Annotated in this window: 20 protein-coding genes; 12 read left to right on the top strand and 8 right to left on the bottom strand. The window is 44.6% G+C overall.

Annotated elements, in window-relative coordinates:
- Positions 1-41 precede the first annotated feature (41 nt).
- Both FIV04_RS08770 and FIV04_RS08765 read right to left on the bottom strand, forming a co-directional pair.
- Positions 42-1544 (bottom strand): HD-GYP domain-containing protein, encoded by a 1503-nt coding sequence (locus tag FIV04_RS08770; RefSeq protein WP_152468908.1) that lies wholly within the window; start codon positions 1542-1544, stop codon positions 42-44.
- Positions 1545-1782: 238 nt separating this feature from the next.
- Positions 1783-2082 (bottom strand): hypothetical protein, encoded by a 300-nt coding sequence (locus tag FIV04_RS08765; RefSeq protein WP_032548730.1) that lies wholly within the window; start codon positions 2080-2082, stop codon positions 1783-1785.
- Positions 2083-2293: 211 nt separating this feature from the next.
- On the opposite strand from FIV04_RS08765, the gene FIV04_RS08760 reads away from it, so the two are divergent.
- The 4 genes from FIV04_RS08760 to FIV04_RS08745 all read left to right on the top strand — a co-directional run bounded on the left by FIV04_RS08760 (position 2294) and on the right by FIV04_RS08745 (position 6247).
- The gene (locus FIV04_RS08760) at positions 2294-3700 is read left to right on the top strand and encodes a PLP-dependent aminotransferase family protein (RefSeq protein ID WP_152468907.1); all 1407 of its coding nucleotides are present in this window, start codon (positions 2294-2296) and stop codon (positions 3698-3700) included.
- Positions 3701-3806: 106 nt separating this feature from the next.
- Positions 3807-4013 carry a hypothetical protein gene (locus FIV04_RS08755; RefSeq protein ID WP_032548732.1) on the top strand — a complete coding sequence of 69 codons (207 nt, stop codon included), beginning with the start codon at positions 3807-3809 and terminating at the stop codon, positions 4011-4013.
- Positions 4014-4376: 363 nt separating this feature from the next.
- Positions 4377-5066: a hypothetical protein gene (locus FIV04_RS08750; RefSeq protein WP_152469552.1), complete on the top strand. Its 690-nt coding sequence runs from the start codon at positions 4377-4379 to the stop codon at positions 5064-5066.
- A gap of 2 nt (positions 5067-5068) precedes the next feature.
- Entirely contained in the window at positions 5069-6247 is a 1179-nt protein-coding gene (locus FIV04_RS08745; protein WP_152468906.1) for a serine protease, read from the top strand.
- Positions 6248-6330: 83 nt separating this feature from the next.
- On the opposite strand, the gene asnS is transcribed toward FIV04_RS08745, so the two are convergent.
- Positions 6331-7731, bottom strand: a complete 1401-nt coding sequence (asnS, locus tag FIV04_RS08740; RefSeq protein ID WP_150868825.1) for an asparagine--tRNA ligase — start codon at positions 7729-7731, stop codon at positions 6331-6333.
- Between the two features lie 266 nt (positions 7732-7997).
- Complete coding sequence (locus FIV04_RS08735; RefSeq protein WP_150894303.1) at positions 7998-9620, bottom strand: methyl-accepting chemotaxis protein; 1623 nt, start codon at positions 9618-9620, stop codon at positions 7998-8000.
- Between the two features lie 527 nt (positions 9621-10147).
- On the opposite strand from FIV04_RS08735, the gene FIV04_RS26910 reads away from it, so the two are divergent.
- On the top strand, positions 10148-10321 hold the full coding sequence (locus FIV04_RS26910) for a hypothetical protein (RefSeq protein WP_160168781.1): 174 nt from the start codon (positions 10148-10150) through the stop codon (positions 10319-10321).
- An 87-nt stretch (positions 10322-10408) separates the two neighbouring features.
- The gene (locus FIV04_RS08730; protein WP_253895334.1) at positions 10409-11563 is read left to right on the top strand and encodes an amino acid permease; all 1155 of its coding nucleotides are present in this window, start codon (positions 10409-10411) and stop codon (positions 11561-11563) included.
- Positions 11564-11657: 94 nt separating this feature from the next.
- Here the strand turns inward: FIV04_RS08730 and FIV04_RS08725 are convergent, their stop codons facing one another.
- The 3 genes from FIV04_RS08725 to FIV04_RS08715 form a co-directional block, all read right to left on the bottom strand.
- A complete protein-coding gene (locus tag FIV04_RS08725; protein WP_032548739.1) occupies positions 11658-13019 on the bottom strand; it encodes an L-serine ammonia-lyase in 1362 nt (453 codons plus the stop codon).
- A 133-nt stretch (positions 13020-13152) separates the two neighbouring features.
- On the bottom strand, positions 13153-14406 hold the full coding sequence (locus FIV04_RS08720; RefSeq protein ID WP_152468905.1) for an aromatic amino acid transport family protein: 1254 nt from the start codon (positions 14404-14406) through the stop codon (positions 13153-13155).
- 309 nt (positions 14407-14715) lie between these two features.
- Positions 14716-15315: a CoA pyrophosphatase gene (locus FIV04_RS08715; RefSeq protein WP_152468904.1), complete on the bottom strand. Its 600-nt coding sequence runs from the start codon at positions 15313-15315 to the stop codon at positions 14716-14718.
- A gap of 293 nt (positions 15316-15608) precedes the next feature.
- Between FIV04_RS08715 and FIV04_RS08710 the strand changes: the two genes are divergently transcribed.
- Positions 15609-16148 (top strand): heme NO-binding domain-containing protein, encoded by a 540-nt coding sequence (locus FIV04_RS08710; RefSeq protein WP_152468903.1) that lies wholly within the window; start codon positions 15609-15611, stop codon positions 16146-16148.
- Positions 16149-16152: 4 nt separating this feature from the next.
- Positions 16153-17868, top strand: coding sequence for an ATP-binding protein (locus FIV04_RS08705; protein ID WP_152468902.1), 1716 nt, complete (start codon positions 16153-16155; stop codon positions 17866-17868).
- A gap of 131 nt (positions 17869-17999) precedes the next feature.
- Here the strand turns inward: FIV04_RS08705 and pabB are convergent, their stop codons facing one another.
- Positions 18000-19370 (bottom strand): aminodeoxychorismate synthase component 1, encoded by a 1371-nt coding sequence (pabB, locus tag FIV04_RS08700; RefSeq protein WP_152468901.1) that lies wholly within the window; start codon positions 19368-19370, stop codon positions 18000-18002.
- Between the two features lie 267 nt (positions 19371-19637).
- Between pabB and FIV04_RS08695 the strand changes: the two genes are divergently transcribed.
- The 4 genes from FIV04_RS08695 to FIV04_RS08680 all read left to right on the top strand — a co-directional run bounded on the left by FIV04_RS08695 (position 19638) and on the right by FIV04_RS08680 (position 24134).
- Positions 19638-21152 (top strand): fumarate hydratase, encoded by a 1515-nt coding sequence (locus FIV04_RS08695; protein WP_152468900.1) that lies wholly within the window; start codon positions 19638-19640, stop codon positions 21150-21152.
- A gap of 136 nt (positions 21153-21288) precedes the next feature.
- On the top strand, positions 21289-21474 hold the full coding sequence (locus FIV04_RS08690; protein WP_152468899.1) for a hypothetical protein: 186 nt from the start codon (positions 21289-21291) through the stop codon (positions 21472-21474).
- Positions 21475-21696: 222 nt separating this feature from the next.
- Positions 21697-23070 (top strand): YcjX family protein, encoded by a 1374-nt coding sequence (locus FIV04_RS08685; RefSeq protein ID WP_152468898.1) that lies wholly within the window; start codon positions 21697-21699, stop codon positions 23068-23070.
- Between the two features lie 11 nt (positions 23071-23081).
- On the top strand, positions 23082-24134 hold the full coding sequence (locus FIV04_RS08680) for a YcjF family protein (protein ID WP_152468897.1): 1053 nt from the start codon (positions 23082-23084) through the stop codon (positions 24132-24134).
- Positions 24135-24189 lie beyond the last annotated feature (55 nt).

The following is a 24189-nucleotide window of genomic DNA, read 5'->3' as shown; positions in this document are numbered from 1 at the left end:
TAAACCAATAGGGTGTAAGAAGTTAGCGAGTTTTATATCAGCTATGCAGGCTGTAAAGTCAGGTTTTCTCGTTCAAGTTCGCTGATGTCGTGTTTGCCATCTTTGTGTGCTGCGGCAATCTCAACAAATTGATGTTCTACCGCTAAGAAAGCTTCAACAACCTCAGGGTCAAAGTGCTGGCCTTTACCCTCAATAATGATGCCTTTGGCTTTATCGTGACTAAAAGCGGGTTTGTATACACGTTTCGATATCAAGGCGTCGTACACATCAGCCAATGCCATTAAGCGGCCAGACAATGGAATGTCTTCACCTGCCAATTGATTCGGATAACCTTGACCGTTCCACTTTTCATGGTGAGTCAGTGATATCTCTTTAGCTACTCTTAGGAATGAGCTACTACCCAGTTGACCTTCAGCAATAGACAGCGCCTCAGCACCAATCTCTGGGTGCTTTTTCATGATGTTGAACTCTTCATCTGTCAATTTACCTGGCTTGAGCAGCACATTGTCAGGAACACCTACTTTTCCGACATCATGCAGTGGTGCCGATTTGTAGAGCAGTTCAATGTATTCAGGTGTGAGCAATGATGAGTGTTTTGGTGATAGGCTCATTTGTTCCGCCAACGCTTTTACATACTCCTGCGTGCGTAGAATATGTGCACCTGTTTCGTTGTCACGAGATTCCGCTAAGGCAGACAAACTGACGATTGCCACGTCACGGGTCGTTTTAACCTCTTGCTGAATGGATTGCAGGCTATCAAGCATGTTATTTGTCAATGACGCCATCGAGCCCAACTCATCGTGATTGAAGACAGGTAGACGGGATTGAATGTTACCTTTGGTTACTTCAACCAACGCGCATTCATGACTTAACAGAATCTTCTTAATCAATTTGCTCCACATCGTCATGATCACCACGGCGTAACCACCTAGAACCAAGGATAAGTAGGCAAACTCTTTCATTATGCTGATTTTGCCCGTGCCGTCTAAGATGCGCTCTGGATTGTGTTCGAGCCAAAATACGTCTTTGATTGCGACCATACTTAGCATCAGGGTCAATGATGTTAGCAGTACCATCACCAAGCCTATCAGTTGCTTAACCAAAGATTGGCGAACACCGCTAAGTTGAACGTTGCTGACACCTTGTACATGGTAGGTATCCATCTGCTTGAGCTTGGAGTCGAGCTCTAGAATGCTACCAGTAAAGAATCCAAATAGCGCCAATCCGAATAGAACCTTCAGGTTGCTATCTAGGGGAAACTCGTAACTTAGGTTGTAATAGGTCGCGAGTGGGATACTAATCGCGAAGAATAGGCTCGTATCTAGCTTAATATATTGCGCTTGTTGGTAAATAGACCAGCGAGGGGCAATGACAAAACGAATCATAAACAGAATAGCAAACACTATGCTGACGTGAGTGATCGTTTCCATAGCCGTTAATGTTTCTAACATCGGACAAACTCGACTGCCATATGTCCCAAAAAGAACACCGGCGAGAACGTACAGCTTAGCGGTTAGATTGGTATTGTGGTGTGAAGAATCCATCAATTAATCCTTGTTATTATCCTAGTCTGCTTCCAATGACTTATTAGTAGAACGAGACAGGCTAAAAAATATTTCTTCTGTATGGATTTTGATAATTCTATCGGTGAGAAAGAGCAATTGATATAACTAAGTGAAAGCTTTTATAGAATTGTTAAGTGTAGCGTTTGTCTGGGAGTTGTTATTGGTAGAGGAAATTGGGTTCACTGACTTCTCTAATAGTCAGTGAACCATGGAAGCGTTATTTCTTGAGGTGTATTTCTGCTTCAACCGAACCCGCTTCGATTTCTGGGTGTGAAGCAAGCTTGTCCGCTGCCCACTGGTTGATGTGTTTTAGAATGGCCGACACGGCATGTTTTTGAGTAGCTGGCTGATCATCAACAACATCGAGTTTCTCTTTTGGATGTGAGCCAGTTGCGTCTTCAGCAATGTGTAGCCAATCTGGGTGCCAGTAGTAAGGTTGTCCACTTGGCGCTGTCCAACTGTGGACACCATTTGATTCACCTTTGTACTCTAAGTGTTCTGCTTCTATCTTTTTCATTATGGTCTCGCATTATTATTGTGAACATCTGTATAAGTTTAGAGCGATATGAATATCTCGCTATGCATCAAAGTTAGCAGAGCAGCTCATTAGTTCTGTGAAGTTTTTCACACAATTATATAAATGACGCTGAATCAGTGGGATAGCTACAATCTAAGCCCATGTTAATGCTAGAGTATTGGGTTTATTGATTCTTTAGGTAGTACAACTTATGGCACGTTACGAAGAGCTGGCAAAGGATATTCGCACACAGATAGCCAACAATACTTGGCGATCTGGCGAGAAGATCCCGTCTGTTCGTATGAGCTGCCGTAACTATAAGGTCAGTAACAGCACGGTTCTTCAGGCGTACCAACTGTTAGAGAGTGAAGGCTGGATCATTGCCAAGCCCCAATCTGGCTACTTTGTTGCACCCAAAATCGAGAGCTTGGTGACGTTACCTGAAGTCTCAGAGCCAAAACGTGCGATTAACGATAGGTTGTTCGACTTTTTAACCTCTAGCTCTGCTGAAGGCGTGGTGCCTTTTGGTTCTGCTTTCCCTGACCCGGACCTGTTCCCACTTCCGGTTTTGACAAGAAATCTTGCAAGTGCAGGACGTAAGATGACAGGGGCGAGTGTTATTAATAACCTTCCTCCTGGGAGTGAATCTCTAAGGCGTCAAATTGCCCAGCGTTATCTACAGCAAGGAATTGTCGTTAGTCATCAAGATATTGTGATTACGTCTGGCGCTATGGAAGCCCTAAACCTTAGCCTGCAAACGGTGACTAAACCGGGTGACACAGTAGTTATAGAAGCGCCTGCGTTTTATGGCGCGCTGCAAGCGGTCGAGAGGCTCGGATTGAACGCAGTAGAGGTAGAGGTTTGCCCTAAGGATGGATTGAACATCACTGCATTTAAACAAGCGCTAGTTGATCATGATGTCAAAGCGTGCTGGTTGATGACGACATTCCAAAATCCAACCGGAACTTGCCTGTCAGACAAGAGCAAAAAAGAAGTAGTGGCGATCGCTCGTGAACATCAAGCTTTGATCATCGAAGATGATGTTTATGCTGACCTCTATTATGATGGGGAGAAACCTAAGCCGCTTAAAGCCTACGATACCAACGACTCTGTGTTGCTGTGTGGTTCTTATTCGAAGAGTTTGTGTCCCGGCTATCGTGTGGGCTGGGTAGTCAATGCTCGTTATCATAACCAAATCCAAAAACAGCAACTTCTATCAACGCTATCGAGCAGTGCTCCGGTACAGTTGGGCGTGGCACATTTCCTTACTCATGAAAGCTACGATAATCACCTGCGTAAACTACGTAAGCACCTACAATCGAGGAAGCAAGAGTTTATCGAGGCAGTAACAGAGTCTTTCCCTATATCAATTGAATTAGAAGAGCCGCAGGGTGGCTACTTTATTTGGATTCGTTTCCCTGAGTCATTCGACAGCCATAAGCTGTATAAACAAGCAATGGAGAAGGGGATTAGTATCGCTTCGGGCGACCTGTTCAGCGAGAGTGATATGGTCTCTCACGCGATTCGACTTAACTTCTCTCATGAGCTGACTCAAGAGCGCCGTTCTGCGTTGAAAACGGTGGGCCAGCTCGCTCACCAACTGTTGCGTCAGTCATAAACCTCAACATTAAAAACTGTACGCCTTGAATCAGGCATAACTGTACGCCTTTCAACAAGATAATCTGTGTTTGAATAACGGTAGACCAAATATTGGAGAAACCGTTATGTTGAAATCACCTGCTGGAAATGAAATCAAACTTATCCTAGTCGCTATTGTATGTGCGGTACTGTTGATTTTCGGCCATGTGTTGTTGGCAAAAGCATTTGCTGATATGGCATGGACTGAATACACCACAGCTGCTATTCCATTTGTTCTATTCGGTATCTGTGCGCTGGCGATTCGTTACGCAGAAAAACAAGAAGAATCTTAACCGATTATCAATGACAGCTTTCTACTAGGGAGTAGGGAAGGAAAAATCTATTTCTTACTCCTAATCAAATTGGCTTGTCCAACTCATTACCACTGATTATTCGTCCTCACCAAATATATTCCCCTTGTCAAATGTAAGCCCGAGTAAGTGCTTTCTCAAAAATTGTTAGTCATAGCCAAAATGTTGACCCCACTCTAAAGCTATTAATAAATTGATCAGCGAATAAACCTTGTTGTATTTGTGTCAATTATTGGTCGTGCGCAAATTAGCAAACAAGTTGATGTGCTTACAGTGTCTTACACCATATAAATATCTCTCTCATACAATCGTATTGTTCAGTTGAGAGGAATAAATATGAATAAAATGATTGTATTAGCAATCGGGCTGGTGGCGAGTTTTGCTCACAGTAGTGAACTTGTCGTTGACCTAAACGACTTATCGAATGTCACTGAGGTAGAAAGCCACGGATTGACATTGATAAGTGAATTTCATGGTTATGAGCTTGATGAAGGCCGTTATCGCTATGCGAACGACGTTGACCTTGATGGCTTAGATTGGTCTTTTTGGTACGGTGAGCATCAACATATAGCAAAGCCTGAAGTCAGCTATATCTCAAACGTGCGTGAAACAGGCAACTTAGAAAAAGTAAAAAACGGTACTACTAAGAATGCTATCGGCAACCGTTATTACTGGGCTGGAGGAAGCTCGCTAGATTACAGTGACCAATTGGCAGACTCTGCAATTATTCATGGCAATGGTGGTTACCAGTTTACGGTAACTCCAGGAAAAGAGGGCGAGTTTGTTGTTGAGCTTTATACACACAATTGGTTGTCATCGTCCGATGTCACTGCTTGCCTCAAAAATCAATGTACAACTGTTCAGAACGACATCTCTTTCCACATGACCAGCGTGAAGAACACAATCCGCTTCCAATCTACATCGCCAAATGACCAACTGGTCGTAACCTATAGCCGTAGCCCGAGACAGTTCGATTTTGAACGAGATAAGGGGTATCACGCATTAGAAGCTATCCAGTTTATGGAGGTACGATAATCATGAAAAAACTGATTCTTGCATCAGCAATCTTGGCGACATTTTCAGCGCAAGCTGGCATTGGAAAAATGGATCGCTCGGTGACTCAGCACAAAGAATTTGCACTACAAAGTAAATTTGATTTCGCATGCCACATGAATGCCGGATCTGCGACGTTGATTGACCCGTACTGGGTCATCACAGCGAACCATGTGTCAGGAGCTAAGAGTGAAGGCTATCGCAACACTGTCACGTGCTCATCATTTAAAAAAGATGAGAATGGTGTTTATCAAACAGTATATTCATCACGCGCAAGTACAGATCCTAACGGTGTGTGGGGTGAATACGAGTTTACGGATGGTGTGTATGACTTTGCACTTGTCCGTTTAGACACGCCGATCACGGGTATCAAACCCGCTAAGCTTCCTGAAAAAGGCATGTTTAGCTATGACGAAATCTACGAAGTGAACACCATTGGATTTGGAAACTACAATGGCCGTAATGGAGGTAGAAAATTCGTCAAGTACAACGACACCGATAAAAAATGGTTGGCAGAATACAAATACGATCCTGTCATCATGCCGCAGAGCAACCTCCAATGGTTGGCAATTCATGGTGATTCAGGCTCGGGTATTACGATTGAACGTGATGGTGAATTTTATATTTTGGGTGAGATTGGCCTGCAGTATTACGGTGAACTCGGTTGGCAAGATACCTATGATGACGTTATCGGCCGTTTAGACAGCATTAAACATGACATGAAAACACACGGCTTTAGTTACACAGAAGTCGTTAAGTTAGGTGATGTGAAATGGACACATGAAACACAGTACACCGTTGAGGACCTACATGCGTTCTACAGCTACTGGCGCGCTGAAAACATGGACTTTAATGGTACTTACTGGACTGAAGATGGTGGTATCTACAATACAGTGTATGCTGCTGATGGTGAACGTTATACTTTTGAAACGGTTGTTCCAGCGAATCCAAAGGCGCCCGCGTTTGACCTCTTTATCAATGGTCGTCAGGTTGCCCACAATATCAAGGCGGACAAAGAGAGTTTGCTGTTGAAGGTGAACGCTTTTGAGCAGAAAGGTGATCAAATGATTGTCGAATTCAAGCCAATCAATATCGACAAAAACAATGAATCAGTCGAGAAGATTCTGTTAGATCACTTCTTGGTACGACACGCAGGGGAATAGCTTCGCGGATTTAACCAATAAAAAAACCTCCGCAATTGCGGAGGTTTTTGTTTTCATTATTTTAATTCGAGCTTAATGCGGAATTAGAAGTTCGCAGAGCGAGGAGTACGTGGGAATGGGATAACGTCACGTACGTTGCCCATGCCTGTAACGTAAGATACTAGACGCTCAAAACCTAGGCCGAAACCAGCGTGTGGCACTGTGCCGTATTTACGTAGGTCGCGGTACCAGCTCATGTGTTCTGGGTCGATACCCACTTCACGCATACGCTCGTCTAGAATGTCTAGACGCTCTTCACGCTGAGAACCACCGATGATTTCACCGATGCCAGGTGCTAGTACGTCCATTGCCGCTACTGTCTTACCGTCATCGTTCGCACGCATGTAGAATGCTTTGATGTCTTTCGGGTAGTTCTTCACGATTACTGGTGCTTTGAAGTGCTCTTCAGCTAGGTAACGCTCGTGCTCAGAAGACATGTCGATACCCCATTCAACTGGGAATTCGAACTCACGACCTGAATCTAGAAGAATCTGGATTGCGTCAGTGTAGTCAACTTGTGCGAAGTCAGAAGAAACAAACTGCTCTAGACGAGTGATTGCTTCTTTGTCGATGCGTTGAGCGAAGAACTCAAGGTCATCACGGCACTCTTCAAGTACTGCTTTGAACACGAATTTAAGCATGTCTTCAGACAGCTTAGCAACGTCTTCTAGGTCCGCGAATGCAACTTCAGGCTCAACCATCCAGAACTCAGCTAGGTGGCGGCTTGTGTTTGAGTTTTCAGCACGGAACGTAGGACCGAACGTGTAAACTTTGCTTAGTGCACAAGCGTAAGCTTCTGCGTTTAGCTGACCTGATACCGTTAGGAATGTCTCTTTACCGAAGAAATCTTCGTTGTAATCAACATCGCCTTTCTCTGTGCGAGGTAGGTTTTCCATGTCTAGCGTAGAAACGCGGAACATCTCACCAGCACCTTCTGCATCAGAAGCTGTGATCAGTGGAGCAGATACCCAGAAGAAACCCTGCTCGTGGTAGAAGCGGTGGATTGCTTGAGATAGGCAGTTACGAACACGCGCAACAGCACCGATTACGTTAGTACGTGGACGTAGGTGCGCTACTTCACGTAGGTACTCGATTGAGTGACGAGTTTTCGCCATTGGGTAAGTTTCTGCGTCTTCAACCCAACCTACAACTTTAACGTCAGTTGCAGCAAGTTCGAAGTCTTGACCTTTCGCAGGAGACTCAACAATCTTACCAGTTACTTCAACAGAGCAGCCTGTAGTCAGCTTTAGTACTTCGTTTTCGTAATTATTAAGATTATTAGGGACCACGGCCTGAATCGGGTCGAAACAAGAGCCGTCATAAATGGCAAGGAAAGAGATTCCAGCTTTGGAATCACGACGTGAACGGATCCAGCCGCGAACAGTTACTTCACTGTCTACCGCTAGCTTGCCGCCAAGTACGTCTTTTACAGGCGCGTAAGTCATGTTGGTTTCATTCTCCATTGAGGGACAAATTCAACCCAATGCTAAATCACGATAGTTTTAATTTTCTGATACTTGAACAAAAAACAATCGAAACATTGAGTTGTATAAACTTTTTAAATCAATGGAACATATTACCTGTCACACAGAGAGCTTCAACCTTTATTGTTAGTTGAAGAAAGAAATATTTCCTATATGGACTTATTTTTCTTTAAAGGCCGACTTTTTACTCTATTAGCAGGCCTTGTTGCAGATATGAAGAAGCGTGATTAGCTTCCTTGTTGCTTATTAGAAAGGGTAAATTGGTTGATCAAGCTCTCAAGGTGATCAGACAGCTCTTCAAGGTCGTTACTGATGTCACGAGTACTTGCTGCTGATTGCGATGTGTTATTGGCATGAGATGTAATAGCTTCAATCTTATTCTGCACATCTTTCGTTGCGTGCGTGGTGGATTGAGTTTGATGCTGAATATCTTGAGCGTGTGCTAATACCTGCTTCATCTCCTCAACAACGCCATTCATCTCTTCTGCTAGTGCGTCGATATCGGTCGAGCTTTGGTAAGCCTGAGCACATACATGATCGGCAGATTGCAGAGATTGCTCACTACCTTGCTGGAATTGATTGATGATCGACTCGATGTTGCCTGTGGCTTCTGCTGTGCGAGAGGCTAGGTGGCGAACTTCATCGGCAACCACCGCAAACCCGCGGCCTTGTTCCCCGGCACGCGCTGCTTCAATCGCTGCATTGAGCGCCAATAGGTTGGTTTGCTCGGCAATCCCATGAATCACGGTCAAGATAGAAGACACTTCACCGGTTTGTTGATTGAGAGAAGAAATCTTATCTTTCACCTCTTCGATGCTGGTCACTAGGTTCTTAATCTCATTGCTTGCATCGTGAGCTTGGTTTGCGCTCTTGAACGCGACGTCAGCGGTATGGTTGATAAGGTTCGAAGCTGTCACAGTGGCTTGTTCAGCACTTACTTGTTGCGCTTGAATCCCTTCAATATTGCTCTGCACTTCGGCTGTCTCGCCTTGCTGATCGCTGGCGGCTGTCTCAGTAATATGGGCAACACTCGTTAACTGGTTTGCTGACGCATTCAATTTATGTGAGGTGTCTTGTACCTGACCTAAACTGTTCGAGACCGTCTTCATAAAAGAGTTGATCGCTGCTGATAGCGAACCAATTTCGTCATTACGCTCAATTGGCAATCTTTCAGATAGGTTTTTGTCGTCGCTGACGCGCGTCATGAAACGAGCGGTTTGCTGAAGAGGGCGGACAATGATCTTGCGGATAAGCCCCATTGTCAGAGCAAAGCCAACGAAAGAGATCACAGCCATGATGGCAATGGCAGTCACAGTTTGCGTATGGATAAGGTCATTAACATGGCTCAAGTTGTACTCAAGACGAATTGCGCCTAGCACTTCGCCTTCCGGTGCCATATGACAAGATACACAATTGGTACCGCGGTAATTCTCACTCGATTTCATTGGTAAGGCGATGACCAGTCCTTTACCCCAATCTGCACTGAAAGGTTCAATGACCGTTTCACCGGCGAGCGCACGTTTGTCGATGTCGTCTTTCGGCTGCTGATCAGCACTACCAGGACCATAAAGTTTGCTGACAGTGTCTGCTCTAAGCACGCGAACATCTTCGATGCCTTCTTGCGCCAGTGCTTTATGACGTAGCGTCTCTTTTTGCGACATGGTGCCTGTCAGCATCATCATGTTGAGGCTATCGAAATAGTTACTAGCTTTATCGTGCAGTTGCTCGCTCAAAACTGAGTTTACAAGTTGCTTTTGCTGCGTGTATTGAAAGTATGTAGAGATAGCGAGGAGTAGGGAGAAAACTACGGCCAGTGCTACCAGAATCTTAAACGTTATTGTTGAGCGCATACCGAACACATATTTTTATTAATTATAATGACGAGCATACTGTAGCGGCAAAGTTATGCGGTACCTACCATAAAGGGGTAATTGTGTGACCATACTCCGATTGTGGTTATGTTTCTGTGATGTAGCAGCTTTGTGATGGAAAATTGGCGTCAAAACGTCATAAAAACAGCGCATTTAGCGTCATATTTTGATCCTCTTTCAACTAATGGGATTTTTAATTGATGTATTTATCTATAGTGATAGGTGTGAGATTGAAAATGAAAATAACATGTAAATAGGAGTTAAGACTTTTAAATAAATGTGGCGAATAGGATCGTTTGAACGAGTAATTTAGAATATATGTGATGTTTTTTAACTCTGGTTGTTTAAATTACAGACAAACGAACAAAAAATAGCAGAAAATAAGGTTGTGCCGTTGTTTTTCAGGTGTCTTTCGTTAAGATGAATTTACCTCAATACTTGAGGAAAGCAGTAAAGGATCGCTGCTTGTAATAACACGGAATGTGATTAATTTTTTGGACACATAGATGAAATTCAAAATCACATCACCAATCATCGAACCTACAGAAGGTTCACCACATCAGCAACAGAACTCTTCAGTTGCCTCTCTTTCTCTACAATCTCGCTTTTATCACAGCTCGCTTTCTACTGCCTTCTCGCGATTTAACTCCGCTTATCGCTCCTATCGATATTCGTTTTAAAGCTTAACTTCTTTCGAATTTTCTTTGCATCTTGATTGATGACAGAGAAGTACACCTATTAAAAACTAAACAAATAAGTTAAAGACAATGAATATTAAAATGATAGGGAGCTCCCTAATTATCGCTGGTACCGCTCTGGGTGCTGGTATGCTTGCAATTCCAATGGTACTTGCTCAATTTGGATTGCTATACGGTTCACTTTTGATGGTACTGATCTGCTTCGGTACTACTTATGCGGCGCTTCTACTTCTTGAAGCGACAATCAAGGCTGGTGGCGGCCTTGGTTTGAACTCAATCGCGCGTAAAACTCTCGGCAAACAAGGGCAGCTGATTACTAATGGCCTGCTTTACGCTCTGCTAATCTGCTTATTGATGGCGTACATCCTAGGTGCTGGCGATCTTCTAAGCCAACTGCTTGCAAGCCTTGGCATTAATGTCAGTGCGACGACAGGCCAGATTGCATTTACCTTGATTGCGGGTGCAGTGGTTGCGTGTGGTACAGGTGTGATTGATAAGCTCAACCGAGCGCTATTCTTTGTGATGCTGGCAAGCCTTGTGATTACGATGACGTTCCTTGCTCCGGGTATGACACAAGAAAACCTGACGCAAGTAACGAGTTATGATCACGTCGCGCTAATTAAAACCAGTGCGATCTTGTTTACCAGTTTTGGTTTCATGGTGGTGATTCCTACGCTGGTTTCTTACAACCAAGAGGCGACAGACAAGCAACTACGCAATATGGTGATTGTCGGTTCTTTGATTCCACTTGTGTGTTACCTATGTTGGTTATTTGCCGTAGTGGGCAACCTAAGCGAAGAGCAATTTAGAAGCTTCCATAACGTGTCAGACTTGATGGCCGCGTTTGAGACCAAGTCACCTTGGATTGGTAATATCCTGTCGACCTTCACGGGCTTGGCGCTGTTAACCTCTTTCTTCGGTGTAGCAATGGCTCTGTTCAACCAAAACCGAGACATGTTTAACCAGAACACTGCGGTAACTTACGTAATCAGCTTTATTCTGCCTCTTACAGGTTCATTGCTAGCTGCAGATAAGTTCCTACAGGTATTGAACTACGCAGGTATTATCTTGGTGTTCCTCGCGGTGTTTATCCCACTAGTGATGGTGCACAAGCAGCGATTTATGAAAGTGGCTGAAGATAGATACTCAGCGGAAGGTGGTAGCGTGATGATGCTATTTTCTCTGCTGTTTGGTTGCTTCTTGATTATCTCTCAAGTGATTTAATTCGACGCTAGCCATAAGCATCAAAATAATAGATACAAAAAAGGAACGCCTCGGCGTTCCTTTTCTTTATAAGCAAATTAAATGTGAGTGCTAACTAGCAAACCACTTTGATTGCTAGACCACCTTGAGAAGTCTCACGGTATTTCGCGTTCATGTCTTTACCAGTCTCTAGCATCGTTTCGATAACTTTATCTAGAGATACAGTAGGAGCAGAAGAACGACGCAGTGCCATACGAGTCGAGTTGATTGCTTTTACCGCAGCGATACCGTTACGCTCGATACATGGTACTTGTACTTGGCCAGCAACTGGGTCACATGTTAGACCTAGGTTGTGCTCCATCGCGATCTCTGCAGCCATACATACTTGCTCTGGGCTACCACCCATAAGCTCAGCAAGACCTGCAGCAGCCATAGAACATGCCACACCAACTTCACCCTGACAGCCAACTTCTGCACCAGAGATAGAAGCGTTACGCTTGTAAAGACCACCGATCGCGCCAGAAGCCGCGAAGTAACGGATGTAGTCTTTCTCTGTTACTGTTTGGATAAACTTGTCGTAGTAAGCCAGTACAGCAGGGATGATGCCACATGCGCCGTTTGTTGGTGCAGTAACTACACGACCGCCAGCTGCGTTCTCTTCGTTTACAGCGAAAGCGAACATGTTAACCCAGTCAACCACTGACATTGGGTCGTTAGTCGTTTTCTCTGAAGTCATCAGCTGTTGGCGAAGTGCCGCAGCACGACGAGGTACACGTAGTGGACCAGGCAGAATACCTTCAGTGTTCATGCCGCGATCCATACATTCACGCATCGTTTTCCAGATGTTCGCGAAGTAAGTGCGAGACTCTTCATCAGAGTGAAGGGCTGCCTGGTTCTTCATCACAAGTGTGCTGATAGAAAGGCCGCTCTCTTTACACTGGTTCACTAGCTCTTCAGCGGTTGTGAATTCGTAAGGCGACTTGATTGGGTTCTCTTCTTCTTTGCCGAAGTTCTCTTCGTCAACGATGAAGCCACCACCAATAGAATAATAAGTCTTTGAGTACGCTTTTTCGTCATCGATCCAAGCGTGGATGCTCATGCCGTTTTCGTGTAGCTCAAGGTTAGTAGTATGGAAGTTCATACCACCGTCTTTCGGGAACGATACTGTGTGACAGTGCATGCCAACAGGAAGGCGCTCAGTTTCTTCTACGCGAGCGATAAAGCCCGGAATAGAATCGATGTCTACTTTCTCAGGGGTGTTGCCAGCAAGACCCATGATGATAGCGATATCTGTGTGGTGACCTTTCCCTGTCAGTGATAGTGATCCATATACGTCCACGGTGATTTTAGTGATGTCGCGCAATTTTCCCATTGAACGAAGATCATCAATAAACTCTTTACCCGCTTTCATTGGTCCAACTGTGTGTGAGCTCGATGGACCAACACCGATTTTATAGATATCAAAAACACTAATCATAGTGATTACCTCAAAAGAGAGCCTCCCAAGGGGAGTAGGGAGGCTCATTTATTATCATTATATTTGGTTTTAATGCTCAGCTTGATCAATGAGTAATACTTCACTCATGTGCGTCAGTGTAATGGTGCTGAGATTAAAGAGCGCCGTAGATTACAGAAGTAATAGCCGCTAGACCACATAAAGCTGTAAAGATTTGTACAGGTGCTGAAGTTTTGTACTTAGCCATTGCTGGTACTTTGTTCATCGCGAATACAGGCATTAGGAACAGGATAGCTGCAATCATTGGAGCACCCATTGTTTCAATCATACCTAGGATGCTTGGGTTAACTACCGCAACAATCCAAGTAGTCACAACGATGAACGCTAGAGAGATTTTTTCAATCTTGCTTACTTGAGTGTTAGAGCGAGATTTGATTAGACCTACTAGACCTTCGTGTGCACCTAGGAAGTGACCGAAGTAGCTAGAAGTGATTGCTGCGAACGCTACTAGAGGACCCATGTAAGAGATAAGTGGAGACTCGTGAACGTTAGCTAGGTAAGAAAGTACAGAGATGTTTTGCGCTTGCGCTGTTGCTAGTTGCTCTGGAGATAGAGAAAGTACAACAGAGAATACGAAGAACATTACAAAACCCATCAGCATCATTGCTGCGCCACCAGTGATAGCGTCAGTCTTCTTAACTGCGTTGTCACCGTGTACACGACGTTGCTCTTTAGAGAACTGAGAGATGATTGGGCTGTGGTTAAAAGAGAACACGATGATTGGAATTGCTAGCCAGATGATAGAAGGCATAGAAGACCATTCTGGGCTTACGTCCATCATAGATGTGTTCCAATCAGGAACTAGGTAGAAAGACAGTGCTAGTAGGATGAATACTAGTGGGTAAACCATCGCTGAAGTTGCTTTCAGCATTAGCTCTTTACCGAATACAACACCAGCAGTCATAGCTAGGATAAGTGCACCAGAAAGAAGAGGACGCGGAATAGATTCCATACCCATTTGGTTTACAAGGAAAGAGTCCACAGTGTTTGTGATACCAACACCGTAAATTAGAACGATTGGGTAGATAGCGAAAAAGTAAGCGAAAGTAATAAGGTTCGCGCCAGTCTTACCAAAGTGTTCTTCTACTGTATCAGTGATATCTGCTTCAGGATTTTTTGCAGACAGTACAAAACGTGCTAGAGATTTATGTGCAAACCAAGTCATTGGTGCTGCGATTAGAGCTAGGATAACTAATGGCCAAAAACCACCCGCACCAGCTTTGATTGGAAGGAATAGTACGCCAGCACCTACTGCTGTACCGAACAGAGAAAGGCACCAAGTAAAATCTTTATAAGTAAACTTGCTCGAGTCTTTTACGGCATTTGCCGAAGAAGTTGTTGTATTCATGTTAAATTACTCATTTTTTGGGAACAGGAAATAAGTCGAGGCTAATTTTGCAGAATTTTCTTCGGCAAAAAATAGATCTAAATCATGTAATGAAACGGCTTGTTATATGATAGGCGAAAAACGGTTTTGTGATCACGATTTTGGCGTGCTACAGGTGATTTTTGCTCATGCCTGGTATTAGTTTTTTTTATCTGAAGGGTGGGCTGTTTTAGATTTATACAAGGTAACCGTTTGCGTAAAAACGTATTAATAAATCTGTTCCATGGAATTTTGAGCGTTTGTTAATAAAAAATAACTGAAACCTCCATTTTATGTAACCTGTTTCACTACATGCTGCTGCATTGATTGTACAATTTGTGCCGTTACACCCCAGATCAACTGGTCTTTGAACGGCATTGCGAAGACGCGATGCTTGACCTTTTTAAAATCCACTAAATGACTATGTAAGTTGGCTTGGTCGAACACATATTCGGCAGGAACTTCAAAAATTGAGTCCACTTCATTACGATCAATTTTGGGCTCGTAATTAGAATCAATCAGCGCAACAATCGGCGTTACTGAAAATTTACTGATGGTATTCAGAGCGGGAAGCTGGCCTATCACTTTGACCTGCTCTTTAACAATACCGATCTCTTCTTGTAGCTCTCTAAGTGCGGTATGTTGCAATGTCGGGTCGCTTTGTTCGTATTTTCCGCCGGGAAAGCTCACTTGTCCGGGGTGATGTTTCAGATGTGCAGCTCGTTTAGTAAAAATTACGTTAAGTCCATTATCACGTTCTACTAATCCGACAACCACAGCAGCTTGGCGTAGATCTTCATCACGAATCTGAGCCACGCGTTCAATGGATTCTGGGTGATAGCCCACGATCGGGTTAAGTTGAAATTGCTGTAAGAAGTTCTGTTTGTCCATATTGAGCCAATGTATTGATTATTATGCTAATAAGTATAAGCACAACTTCTGGCTCAACACCAATCGGCAACACTCGACAGTTTTAGGAATGAAGGGATGCGAAGCGTTGCATATTTGCTATATTGATAGAAACCACCGCCTATATTGTAAGTTTTCATTGGGCTGTTAAGTACTTAGCAATCTAGCGCTCATAACGACCTAGAGATCATAGCTACTTAGAGACTATAGCGACCAGCGGACTCGGCAACTGCAGCGGCGTGATAATTCTAAAAAATAAAAAATGAAGGTATGCAATGAAAGGAATCATATTTACCGAATTCTTAGAGCTTGTTGAAGATAAGTTTGGTCTTGACCTTCTTGAGGAAGTGCTTGAAATGTCTGACGACGAAGGAATCTATACCTCGGTTGGCAGCTATGATCACAAAGACCTAGTTAAACTCATTATCAATCTCAGCAAAAAGACTGACATTGATGCAACTAGTCTGCAGCGCGTATTTGGGCAGTCTGTATTCAAGAACTTACTCGACTCTCTGCCTGATAAAGCCAGTCTCACCCATAGCAATACCACCTTTCAGTTCATCCAGCATGTAGAGCGTTATATTCACGTAGAAGTGAAGAAGCTCTATCCAGATGCTGAGCCTCCTCAGTTTACGTTCTTAACAACGGAAGAAGCACAACTGGTGTTCGACTATAAAAGCGCCCGCTGCATGTCTCATGTTTGCTTAGGTTTAATAGAGGGGTGCGCGGAATATCACAACGAATCTATCGCGATAGAGATGATTCCTCAAAATGAAGACCAAAGCGTTGTTCGTTTCAACTTGAGAGTAGAATAGCAGTATGAGTTCAGAGTCGGCCATTGAGCGAAAGCTTAAACGACAAGTTGCAGCACGAAAAGAAGCAGAAAGATTACTAGAGCAGAAAAGCCTAGAACTCTTTGAAGCAAACCAACAGCTTGAACTGGCTTTACGTCAGCTTGAGAAGCGCTCCAACGCCAATATACGTCGGATCGAATTCCAAGAGCAGATAGATAACTTGTTGATCGATTTTGGTCGAGCGTTTTTACGCAGCGACCTAGACGACGTTATGCTCCAAGAGTTAACCACCAACATCACTAACAGTTATCTAATTGAAGCTAGCCGTTTAGTGCTGCCACCAAAATTGCTGCCTGAACTAAAAACCAATGACTATGGGGATGCTGCGCTCGGTGGAGTGGATTTGGATACCCAAGAGTTGATGTGGCAAGGCGATGTGTTGGTGATTCCACTTGAGGTAGAGAAGGTTATTATTGGTTCGCTGCTAGTAAAGGTAAACCTCGGTGATCAAGATGGCGACTTCATCCAAAGCCAACTGATGCTAGTAACGGATCTTATCTGTAGTGCCATTACCCACCAACTGGCTATCAATCGTAACATCGAATCAAGAAGACGAGCTGAAGAGTCTGAACGTTCGACACGCGACTTTGTTGCGATGATTAACCATGAACTTCGAACGCCACTCAATGGATTGTTAGGAAGTGCAGAGCTGATTAGCGATACAGAACTGACGGAGCCGCAACGTGAAATCATTAACAACCTCAGCCAGTCTGGTGAATTCCTCAGAACCATCATCAATGATTTGCTCGACTACAGTAAAATCAACGCAGGTATGCTGGAACTGATTCCAAAAACATTTGCTTTGCGCGACCTGAAAAACACCATTGAAAGCATTTTCATCAACCGTGCGACGGAGAAGCAGCTCGCCTTTACGATTTCAATAGGCAAGCAGGTTCCAGCCTACTTTAATGGTGACTTGGAGCGAATCACTCAGTTGTTTGTGAATTTGATCGGCAATGCCATTAAGTTCACTGAAGAGGGTTACGTCCGAGTAGATGTGAGCTGGAAAGATGGGCAATTCGTTTTTGCTGTGGAAGATACCGGGGTAGGTATCGCCGAAACCGCAATAAACACCTTGTTCGACCCGTTCACTCAAGCTGACCGATCCAGTAGTCGAAACTATGAAGGCACCGGCTTAGGCCTTGCGATATGCCGTAAATTAGTGAGCCTGATGAACGGCCATATCTCAGTAAAAAGTGAGCAAGGTGTTGGGACCACATTCACCATCGCACTGCCTCTCATCGTAGTAGAAACGTCTCACTACGAAGAGAAAGTAAAAGAGAGCATCGTTTCCGATACAGGTATATCACTATTAAAAGTGCTGGTGGTGGACGACATCAAGATGAATCAAATCATTATTCAGCAGATGTTGCGCAAGCATGAGATTGAGCCAGCCATAGCTAACAATGGTGTAGAAGGCTTTGAGCTTGCCAGTGCCAATGAATACGACGTGGTATTCATGGATTGTCGAATGCCAGTAATGGATGGCTTTGAGGCGACCGAGAAGCTACGTGCAAAAGGCTACACCAAATCGATTGTGGCATTGACTGCGGGCACCACTCTGGAGGAGCGAGAGCGTTGTATTGAATGTGGGATGGATGACATCCTCAGCAAGCCTTATACAGCCAACGATCTAAAAGAGATGCTCAAGAAGTGGGGAGTAAGCTCAGTTACTCAGTAGGTACAGCGGAAAGTGCATTAAGATAATAGCTTGTACACTTTGTTAGTGTGACTCAAATAAAAAAACCAGAAGCTCGGACTTCTGGTTTTTTATTTTGTTAGCACATCTAGAACACTGCGTTTGGCTTTTGATTAGTCTTGAGCAAGCACAGGCAGGATTCTACTGAGCTTGTCTAGTGTCTCTTGATATTCAGATTGGCAATCACTGTCTGCAACTACGCCGCCACCTGCCCATGCGTAAAGTGTTTGGTCCTCAGCAACCAAGGTTCGAATCGTGATACTAGTATCCATACGACCGTGGCGACTGATATAACCGATACTGCCACAATAAGCAGAGCGTCTATGCGGCTCTAACTCTTCAATGATCTGCATTGCTCTTACTTTCGGTGCACCAGTAATGGAGCCTCCTGGGAAGCACGCTCTTAATAAGTCAGCGGCGTTGTATTGTTCATCGAGATCAGCACGAATGGTACTCACAAGGTGATGCACCGCAGGGAAGCTTTCGATATCAAACAGTTTCGGAACGTGTACTGTGCCCGGTTTTGCCACGCGACCAATGTCATTGCGCAGCAGGTCAACAATCATCAGGTTCTCTGCTTGGTCTTTCTCTGCATTAGCTAAATCGTTCGCGTATTCAGCATCGGCTCGAGCTTCTTCAGAGCGAGGGCGGGTACCTTTGATTGGCTTGGTCTCAATTGTGTTGTCTTTTAGCTCAAGGAAGCGCTCTGGAGAGACACTTAAAATGGCGCAATCTTCAAGGCGAATAAAGCCAGAGAACGGTGCACTGTTGTATTGCTCAAGCTTTTCATACGCTTGCCACTCTGAGCCTTGGTACTGAGCATTAAAGCGCTGCGCCAAGTTGATCTGATAGCAGTCGCCAGATAATAGGTACTCTTGAACAGAATCGAACTTATTGCCGTAGCTATCCTGACTCATGTTCGACTGCCACTCAGTGGTTAAGCTAAATGGCGTATGAGGTACAGGGCTATGATCTTGAAGCCATGCTAGTCGCGCCTCAACATTTAAACCAACTACACACGCTGTCTTGAGCTTATGGTCAACAACAACCGCCCAATCATACAAGCCCACAGCCATATCGGGCGCGCTAATATCGTGTTTCGCCAGCTCGGGTAGTGTCTCTACACGACGTCCCAAATCGTAGCTGAAATAACCCAATGAACCACCAACAAACGGCAGGTCATGTTCACAATCAAGATCGGGGATTAATTCCTGTTGATACTGATGCAGCAACTCAAATGGATCGTTCTCTGAAACGATACGATTTTCATGAACATTTATCGTGGTTTTTTGACCGATTGTCTCGAATGTGGCGACCGGTTGAGCAACCAAAATGTCAAAACGACTATCAACATGGCTTTCTGAAGCTGAGCGTAATAGCATTGCCCACGGTAGGGTTTCTATATCTGAAAACAGCTGTTTAGCTAAAGTTGATTGATATTCGAGCGGCTTGATTTGGATAGACTGGAGTTCGTTGTTATTCATTTGTTTAATTTGTGACAAAGAGTTCGATCACTGCATGGCGTGTGAGAGGAAGCAAGAGTATCATAAATTGAAATTAAAATGGGCTCCTGATTCACACAGTTCAAAACAAGGGGTTTAGTGCAAAGCGAAGCAGGCGACTATCTTGGTTATTTAACGGCTCAGATAGGCGAGTGTTAAAGCAACTAAATTAAGCTCAACATTATAATAAGCTAAACACCCATAGAGCCATGAGCCCAACATGGAACTAGAACAATAAAGAGGCATGCAATGACGGTTATTCGTAAGCAAGATGTGATCAGCAGTGTCGCTGACGCACTTCAGTACATTTCTTATTACCACCCTTTAGACTTTGTCCAAGCCCTAGAAAAAGCCTATGAGAAAGAAGAGAGCCAAGCAGCAAAAGATGCGATCGCTCAGATTCTGATTAACTCTCGTATGTCGGCAGAAGGTCATCGTCCAATCTGTCAAGATACGGGTATCGTAACCTGTTTCGTCAACATCGGTATGGATGTGAAATGGGAAACAGACCTAACAGTTCAAGAGATGGTTGATGAAGGCGTTCGTCAAGCTTACAACAACCCAGATAACCCACTGCGTGCATCTGTCCTAATGGACCCAGCAGGTAAGCGTATTAATACCAAAGACAACACGCCAGCGGTTGTTCACATTAATATGGTTCCAGGTAACAAGGTTGAAATCCAAATCGCGGCGAAAGGCGGCGGCAGCGAAAACAAAACTAAGATGGTCATGCTTAACCCTTCTGATGACATTGCAGAATGGGTAGAAAAGACACTACCAACCATGGGTGCAGGTTGGTGTCCACCGGGCATGCTAGGGATAGGTATCGGTGGTACGGCTGAAAAAGCGGCGGTACTGGCGAAAGAGTCTCTAATGGAGCACATCGATATCCAAGAGCTTATCGAAAAAGGCCCTGAGAACGCAGAAGAGGAGCTTCGTCTCGATATCTTCAACCGCGTAAACAAACTAGGTATTGGTGCACAAGGCCTTGGTGGTCTAACTACCGTTGTTGATGTAAAAATCAAAACTGCGCCAACACACGCAGCATCTAAGCCAGTATGTTTAATCCCTAACTGTGCAGCGACTCGTCACGTACACTTCACGCTAGACGGCAGCGGCCCGGCAGAGCTAACGCCACCTAAACTAGAAGAGTGGCCAGATATCACTTGGGAAGCGGGCGCGAATACACGTCGTGTTAACCTTGATGAAGTAACTAAAGAAGACGTTCAAGAGTGGAAGACGGGTGAAACGGTTCTTCTATCAGGCAAAATCCTTACTGGCCGTGATGCTGCGCATAAGCGTATTCAAGGCATGTTAGAGAGCGGTGAAGGTCTACCTGAAGGTGTCGATTTCGAAGGTAAGTTTATCTACTACGTAGGTCCGGTTGATGCAGTAGGTGATGAAGCGGTAGGTCCTGCTGGCCCAACAACTTCAACACGTATGGATAAGTTCACTGACATGATGCTAAACGAAACAGGCATCATGGGTATGATCGGTAAAGCGGAACGTGGTCCTGCAACGGTTGAATCAATCAAAGAGCACAAAGCGGTTTACTTGATGGCTGTAGGTGGCGCTGCTTATCTAGTTGCAAAAGCAATCAAGAAAGCTCGCGTTGTTGCGTTTGAAGATCTTGGTATGGAAGCGATTTACGAGTTTGAAGTTGAAGACATGCCAGTAACAGTTGCGGTTGATTCAACGGGCGCAAACGCTCACCAAATCGGCCCTGATACTTGGAAGGTTAAAATCGCTGAAGCTGAGCAATAATTGCAAGCGATTAGGGTAAAAGGTCTAGATTTTTTACTCGAAAACGACAAAAGTGCAGCAAGTCCTGCACTTTTGTCTTATTATCAATGATATAGTGATAAACACATAGTTTGATATAAGAATATAGGAGAAACGGATGCCTCGTTTTATTCAGATCCTCCAGATTATTTTAGCCGTGGTGATTGGTGGTTTTGTTGGTTATGATCTGATCTTGAAAGGGATTAGCATTTTCGATAATAAATACGTCACAATTACATGTTCATTGTGGTTGATTGCAGAGATTGCGCTATTTGTTATCTATAAGTTGATAGAAGACGATTAGTCGTCAAACGTTCTTCAAATGCAAGAAAGACAAATTGTCAAAAGCCCCTGATTATAACGATAATCAGGGGCTTTTATTCATCTAGCATTAAGAAACGATATTAGATAATACCTCGCATAAACAGGACGGATGCTTTCATTTACTTCTCTTTCTTATCCCCTGTTTTTGAAATACGCTCATGTGCAGACAAGCATGCGAGCCAAGTATAACGGAGTCGTTCGAATGAAAAAAATAACACAAGAAGTGAGTGACTTTATCAGTCGAGGAACGGATTCTCATATTAGAGTTGCGGTAACTGGCCTATCGCGCGCTGGTAAAACCGCCTTTATCACTTCCTTAGTGAATCAACTGCTGCATACTTCAACGCACAACAACTTGCCCTTGTTTACTGCGGCGCGAGATGGACGTTTGATTGGCGCAAAACGAATTCCCCAACACAACATGATGATTCCACGCTTCTCTTATGATGAGGCGATGGACGCGCTGCACGCAGAGCCACCATTTTGGCCAGTGCCAACGCGTGATGTGAGTGAGATTCGCTTGGCACTCAAATACAAGCCAGCGAGTGGCGCGAAAAAGCTTCTCAGTAAAAATAGCACCTTGTATCTCGATATTATTGACTATCCGGGAGAGTGGCTACTGGACTTACCGCTACTGGATATGGATTTTGATACCTGGAGCCAGTCTCAGTTTGCTGCGCTGAAAGGTCAACGCGCTGAATTGGCACAAGTATGGAAAGAGCAAGCGAGTGAACTGGATCTGCTTGCAGATGCGGACGAAAAGCGCCTAGCAGAAATTGCGGATATATACACGCAGTACCTGCATGGCTGTAAAGAGCAAGGTCTGCACTGGGTTCAACCGGGTCGATTTGTCTTGCCGGGTGAATTAGAAGGTGCACCTGTGCTTCAGTTCTTCCCATGCCTTGAGCCAGCGGAAAAATATGGCAAACAGAGCAATTATGCAGTTCTTAAAGCGCGCTATGAAGAGTACCAACAGAAAGTGGTGAAGGCGTTTTACAAGAACCACTTCGCTACGTTTGATCGCCAAATCGTATTGGTCGACTGCTTGCAGCCTCTAAATGCGGGCCATGACTCTTTCATGGACATGCGTGGCGCACTGGAGCAGTTATTAAAGAGTTTTAAATATGGGCGTAGCAATATTCTGCGTCGACTGTTTGCACCGAAGATCGACAAGATCCTATTTGCAGCGACTAAAGCAGACCATATAACTCCGGATCAGCATCCAAATCTTGTGTCTTTGCTAAAGCAGATGGTTCATCCAGCTTGGCAGCAAGCGGCCTTTGAGCATATTGAAATGAGCTGCATGAGTATAGCGTCGATTCAGGCGACCAGTGCAGGCTTTATCGCCTCAGGCTCGAGTAGCCAGCCAGCGCTGCAAGGGACCACATTGGATGGACAGCCACAAACCATGTATCCAGGTGAAGTACCGAAGAAGTTGCCGCACAAAGATTATTGGCAACAGAATAGTTTCGATTTCACTAGCTTCAGGCCGATGCCTCAGCATTCTGATGAACCTTGTCAGCATGTGAGAATGGACAAAGCACTTGAATATCTTATTGGCGATAAACTGAAGTAGGGGGTTAAAGAATGAGTGAATTGAAAACCAAACAAGTCTTCGACCAACCACTGAATAGTGAGTTTGCCGATGAAGAAAAACGTCAAGATACGCCAGAGCTGAATGTGCAGACCGTATTTGAACAGCAAGAGAAGTTTGTACCCGCTGCTGTAGAACAAGACAGCGAACAGCAGGGCGAGCCGGAGAAACAGCTAGAGCAGGTCATCCGTCCAAGTCGCGGTCGTAAATGGCTCGCTTCAGGTTTACTAACGGCTTTTGCAGGCTTAGTGGGCTGGCAAGCTATCGATAGTGTTGTCACTGCTATCCAAACGGCGGACTGGCTATCACTTGGCTGGGCTGGCTTTATGGCGGCCATCGCGTCGCTCGGTCTTGGTGCTATGGGTAAAGAATTGTGGAAACTGCGTTCTTTGAGAAAACATTTCAGTGTTCAAGAGCAGAGCGAAGTGCTACTGAAAAGCGACAGTGTCGGCAAGGGCAAAGCCTTCTGTGAAGATATCGCCAAGCAAGGCGGTATTATTGCTGAGTCGCCAGCGTTCGATAAATGGAAGAACAGCATTAACCCAGCGCACAGCGATGCCGAAGTGCTAGATATGTATGATGCGATTGTGGTGTCGCAACAAGATAAGATTGCTACCAATCTTGTTACACGATACTCAACAGAATCAGCAGCTCTTGTTGCAGTGAGTCCGCTAGCCGCAGCTGATATGTTACTGGTGGCTTGGCGTAACTTCACCATGATTGACAAACTGGCTGATGTATATGGGATTGAGCTAGGTTACTGGTCGCGTTTGAAATTGTTCAAACTGGTATTGGTGAACATGGCGGCCGCGGGTGCGAGTGAGCTGGCTATCGATGCAAGTATGGATCTCGTTTCTATGGATTTAGCAGGCAAAGTGTCAGCGAGAGCGGGTCAAGGCTTAGGTGTCGGTATACTGACTGCACGCTTAGGATTAAAAGCGATGGCACTGCTGCGACCAATGCCTTGGCATCAAGATCGCAAAGTGAAGTTATCGCATATGCGCAAAGCCGTGGTACACGAGCTGAAACGTATCGCAATCAAGTAATTATTGAGAGAAGAGTAAACATCTGTTTACTCTTCTTCTTGACTGAATAGAGGCC

Origin of the sequence: Vibrio sp. THAF190c, from assembly GCF_009363355.1 — a bacterium.
In the GTDB taxonomy this organism is placed as follows: Bacteria; Pseudomonadota; Gammaproteobacteria; order Enterobacterales; family Vibrionaceae; genus Vibrio; species Vibrio fortis_A.
This window is presented reverse-complemented; position numbering and strand designations above follow the sequence as displayed.

Bases quoted from the DNA above. Each gene is read 5' to 3' on its own strand.
- FIV04_RS08685 (WP_152468898.1), top strand. From the start codon at position 21,697: ATGAAAAAAATAACACAAGAAGTGAGTGACTTTATCAGTCGAGGAACG.
- pabB (WP_152468901.1), bottom strand. From the start codon at position 19,370: ATGAATAACAACGAACTCCAGTCTATCCAAATCAAGCCGCTCGAATAT.
- FIV04_RS08745 (WP_152468906.1), top strand. From the start codon at position 5,069: ATGAAAAAACTGATTCTTGCATCAGCAATCTTGGCGACATTTTCAGCG.
- FIV04_RS08720 (WP_152468905.1), bottom strand. From the start codon at position 14,406: ATGAATACAACAACTTCTTCGGCAAATGCCGTAAAAGACTCGAGCAAG.
- FIV04_RS08735 (WP_150894303.1), bottom strand. From the start codon at position 9,620: ATGCGCTCAACAATAACGTTTAAGATTCTGGTAGCACTGGCCGTAGTT.
- FIV04_RS08715 (WP_152468904.1), bottom strand. From the start codon at position 15,315: ATGGACAAACAGAACTTCTTACAGCAATTTCAACTTAACCCGATCGTG.
- FIV04_RS08695 (WP_152468900.1), top strand. From the start codon at position 19,638: ATGACGGTTATTCGTAAGCAAGATGTGATCAGCAGTGTCGCTGACGCA.
- FIV04_RS08730 (WP_253895334.1), top strand. From the start codon at position 10,409: ATGAATATTAAAATGATAGGGAGCTCCCTAATTATCGCTGGTACCGCT.
- FIV04_RS08710 (WP_152468903.1), top strand. From the start codon at position 15,609: ATGAAAGGAATCATATTTACCGAATTCTTAGAGCTTGTTGAAGATAAG.
- FIV04_RS26910 (WP_160168781.1), top strand. From the start codon at position 10,148: ATGAAATTCAAAATCACATCACCAATCATCGAACCTACAGAAGGTTCA.
- FIV04_RS08755 (WP_032548732.1), top strand. From the start codon at position 3,807: ATGTTGAAATCACCTGCTGGAAATGAAATCAAACTTATCCTAGTCGCT.
- FIV04_RS08770 (WP_152468908.1), bottom strand. From the start codon at position 1,544: ATGGATTCTTCACACCACAATACCAATCTAACCGCTAAGCTGTACGTT.
- asnS (WP_150868825.1), bottom strand. From the start codon at position 7,731: ATGACTTACGCGCCTGTAAAAGACGTACTTGGCGGCAAGCTAGCGGTA.
- FIV04_RS08690 (WP_152468899.1), top strand. From the start codon at position 21,289: ATGCCTCGTTTTATTCAGATCCTCCAGATTATTTTAGCCGTGGTGATT.
- FIV04_RS08750 (WP_152469552.1), top strand. From the start codon at position 4,377: ATGATTGTATTAGCAATCGGGCTGGTGGCGAGTTTTGCTCACAGTAGT.
- FIV04_RS08760 (WP_152468907.1), top strand. From the start codon at position 2,294: ATGGCACGTTACGAAGAGCTGGCAAAGGATATTCGCACACAGATAGCC.
- FIV04_RS08680 (WP_152468897.1), top strand. From the start codon at position 23,082: ATGAGTGAATTGAAAACCAAACAAGTCTTCGACCAACCACTGAATAGT.
- FIV04_RS08725 (WP_032548739.1), bottom strand. From the start codon at position 13,019: ATGATTAGTGTTTTTGATATCTATAAAATCGGTGTTGGTCCATCGAGC.
- FIV04_RS08705 (WP_152468902.1), top strand. From the start codon at position 16,153: ATGAGTTCAGAGTCGGCCATTGAGCGAAAGCTTAAACGACAAGTTGCA.
- FIV04_RS08765 (WP_032548730.1), bottom strand. From the start codon at position 2,082: ATGAAAAAGATAGAAGCAGAACACTTAGAGTACAAAGGTGAATCAAAT.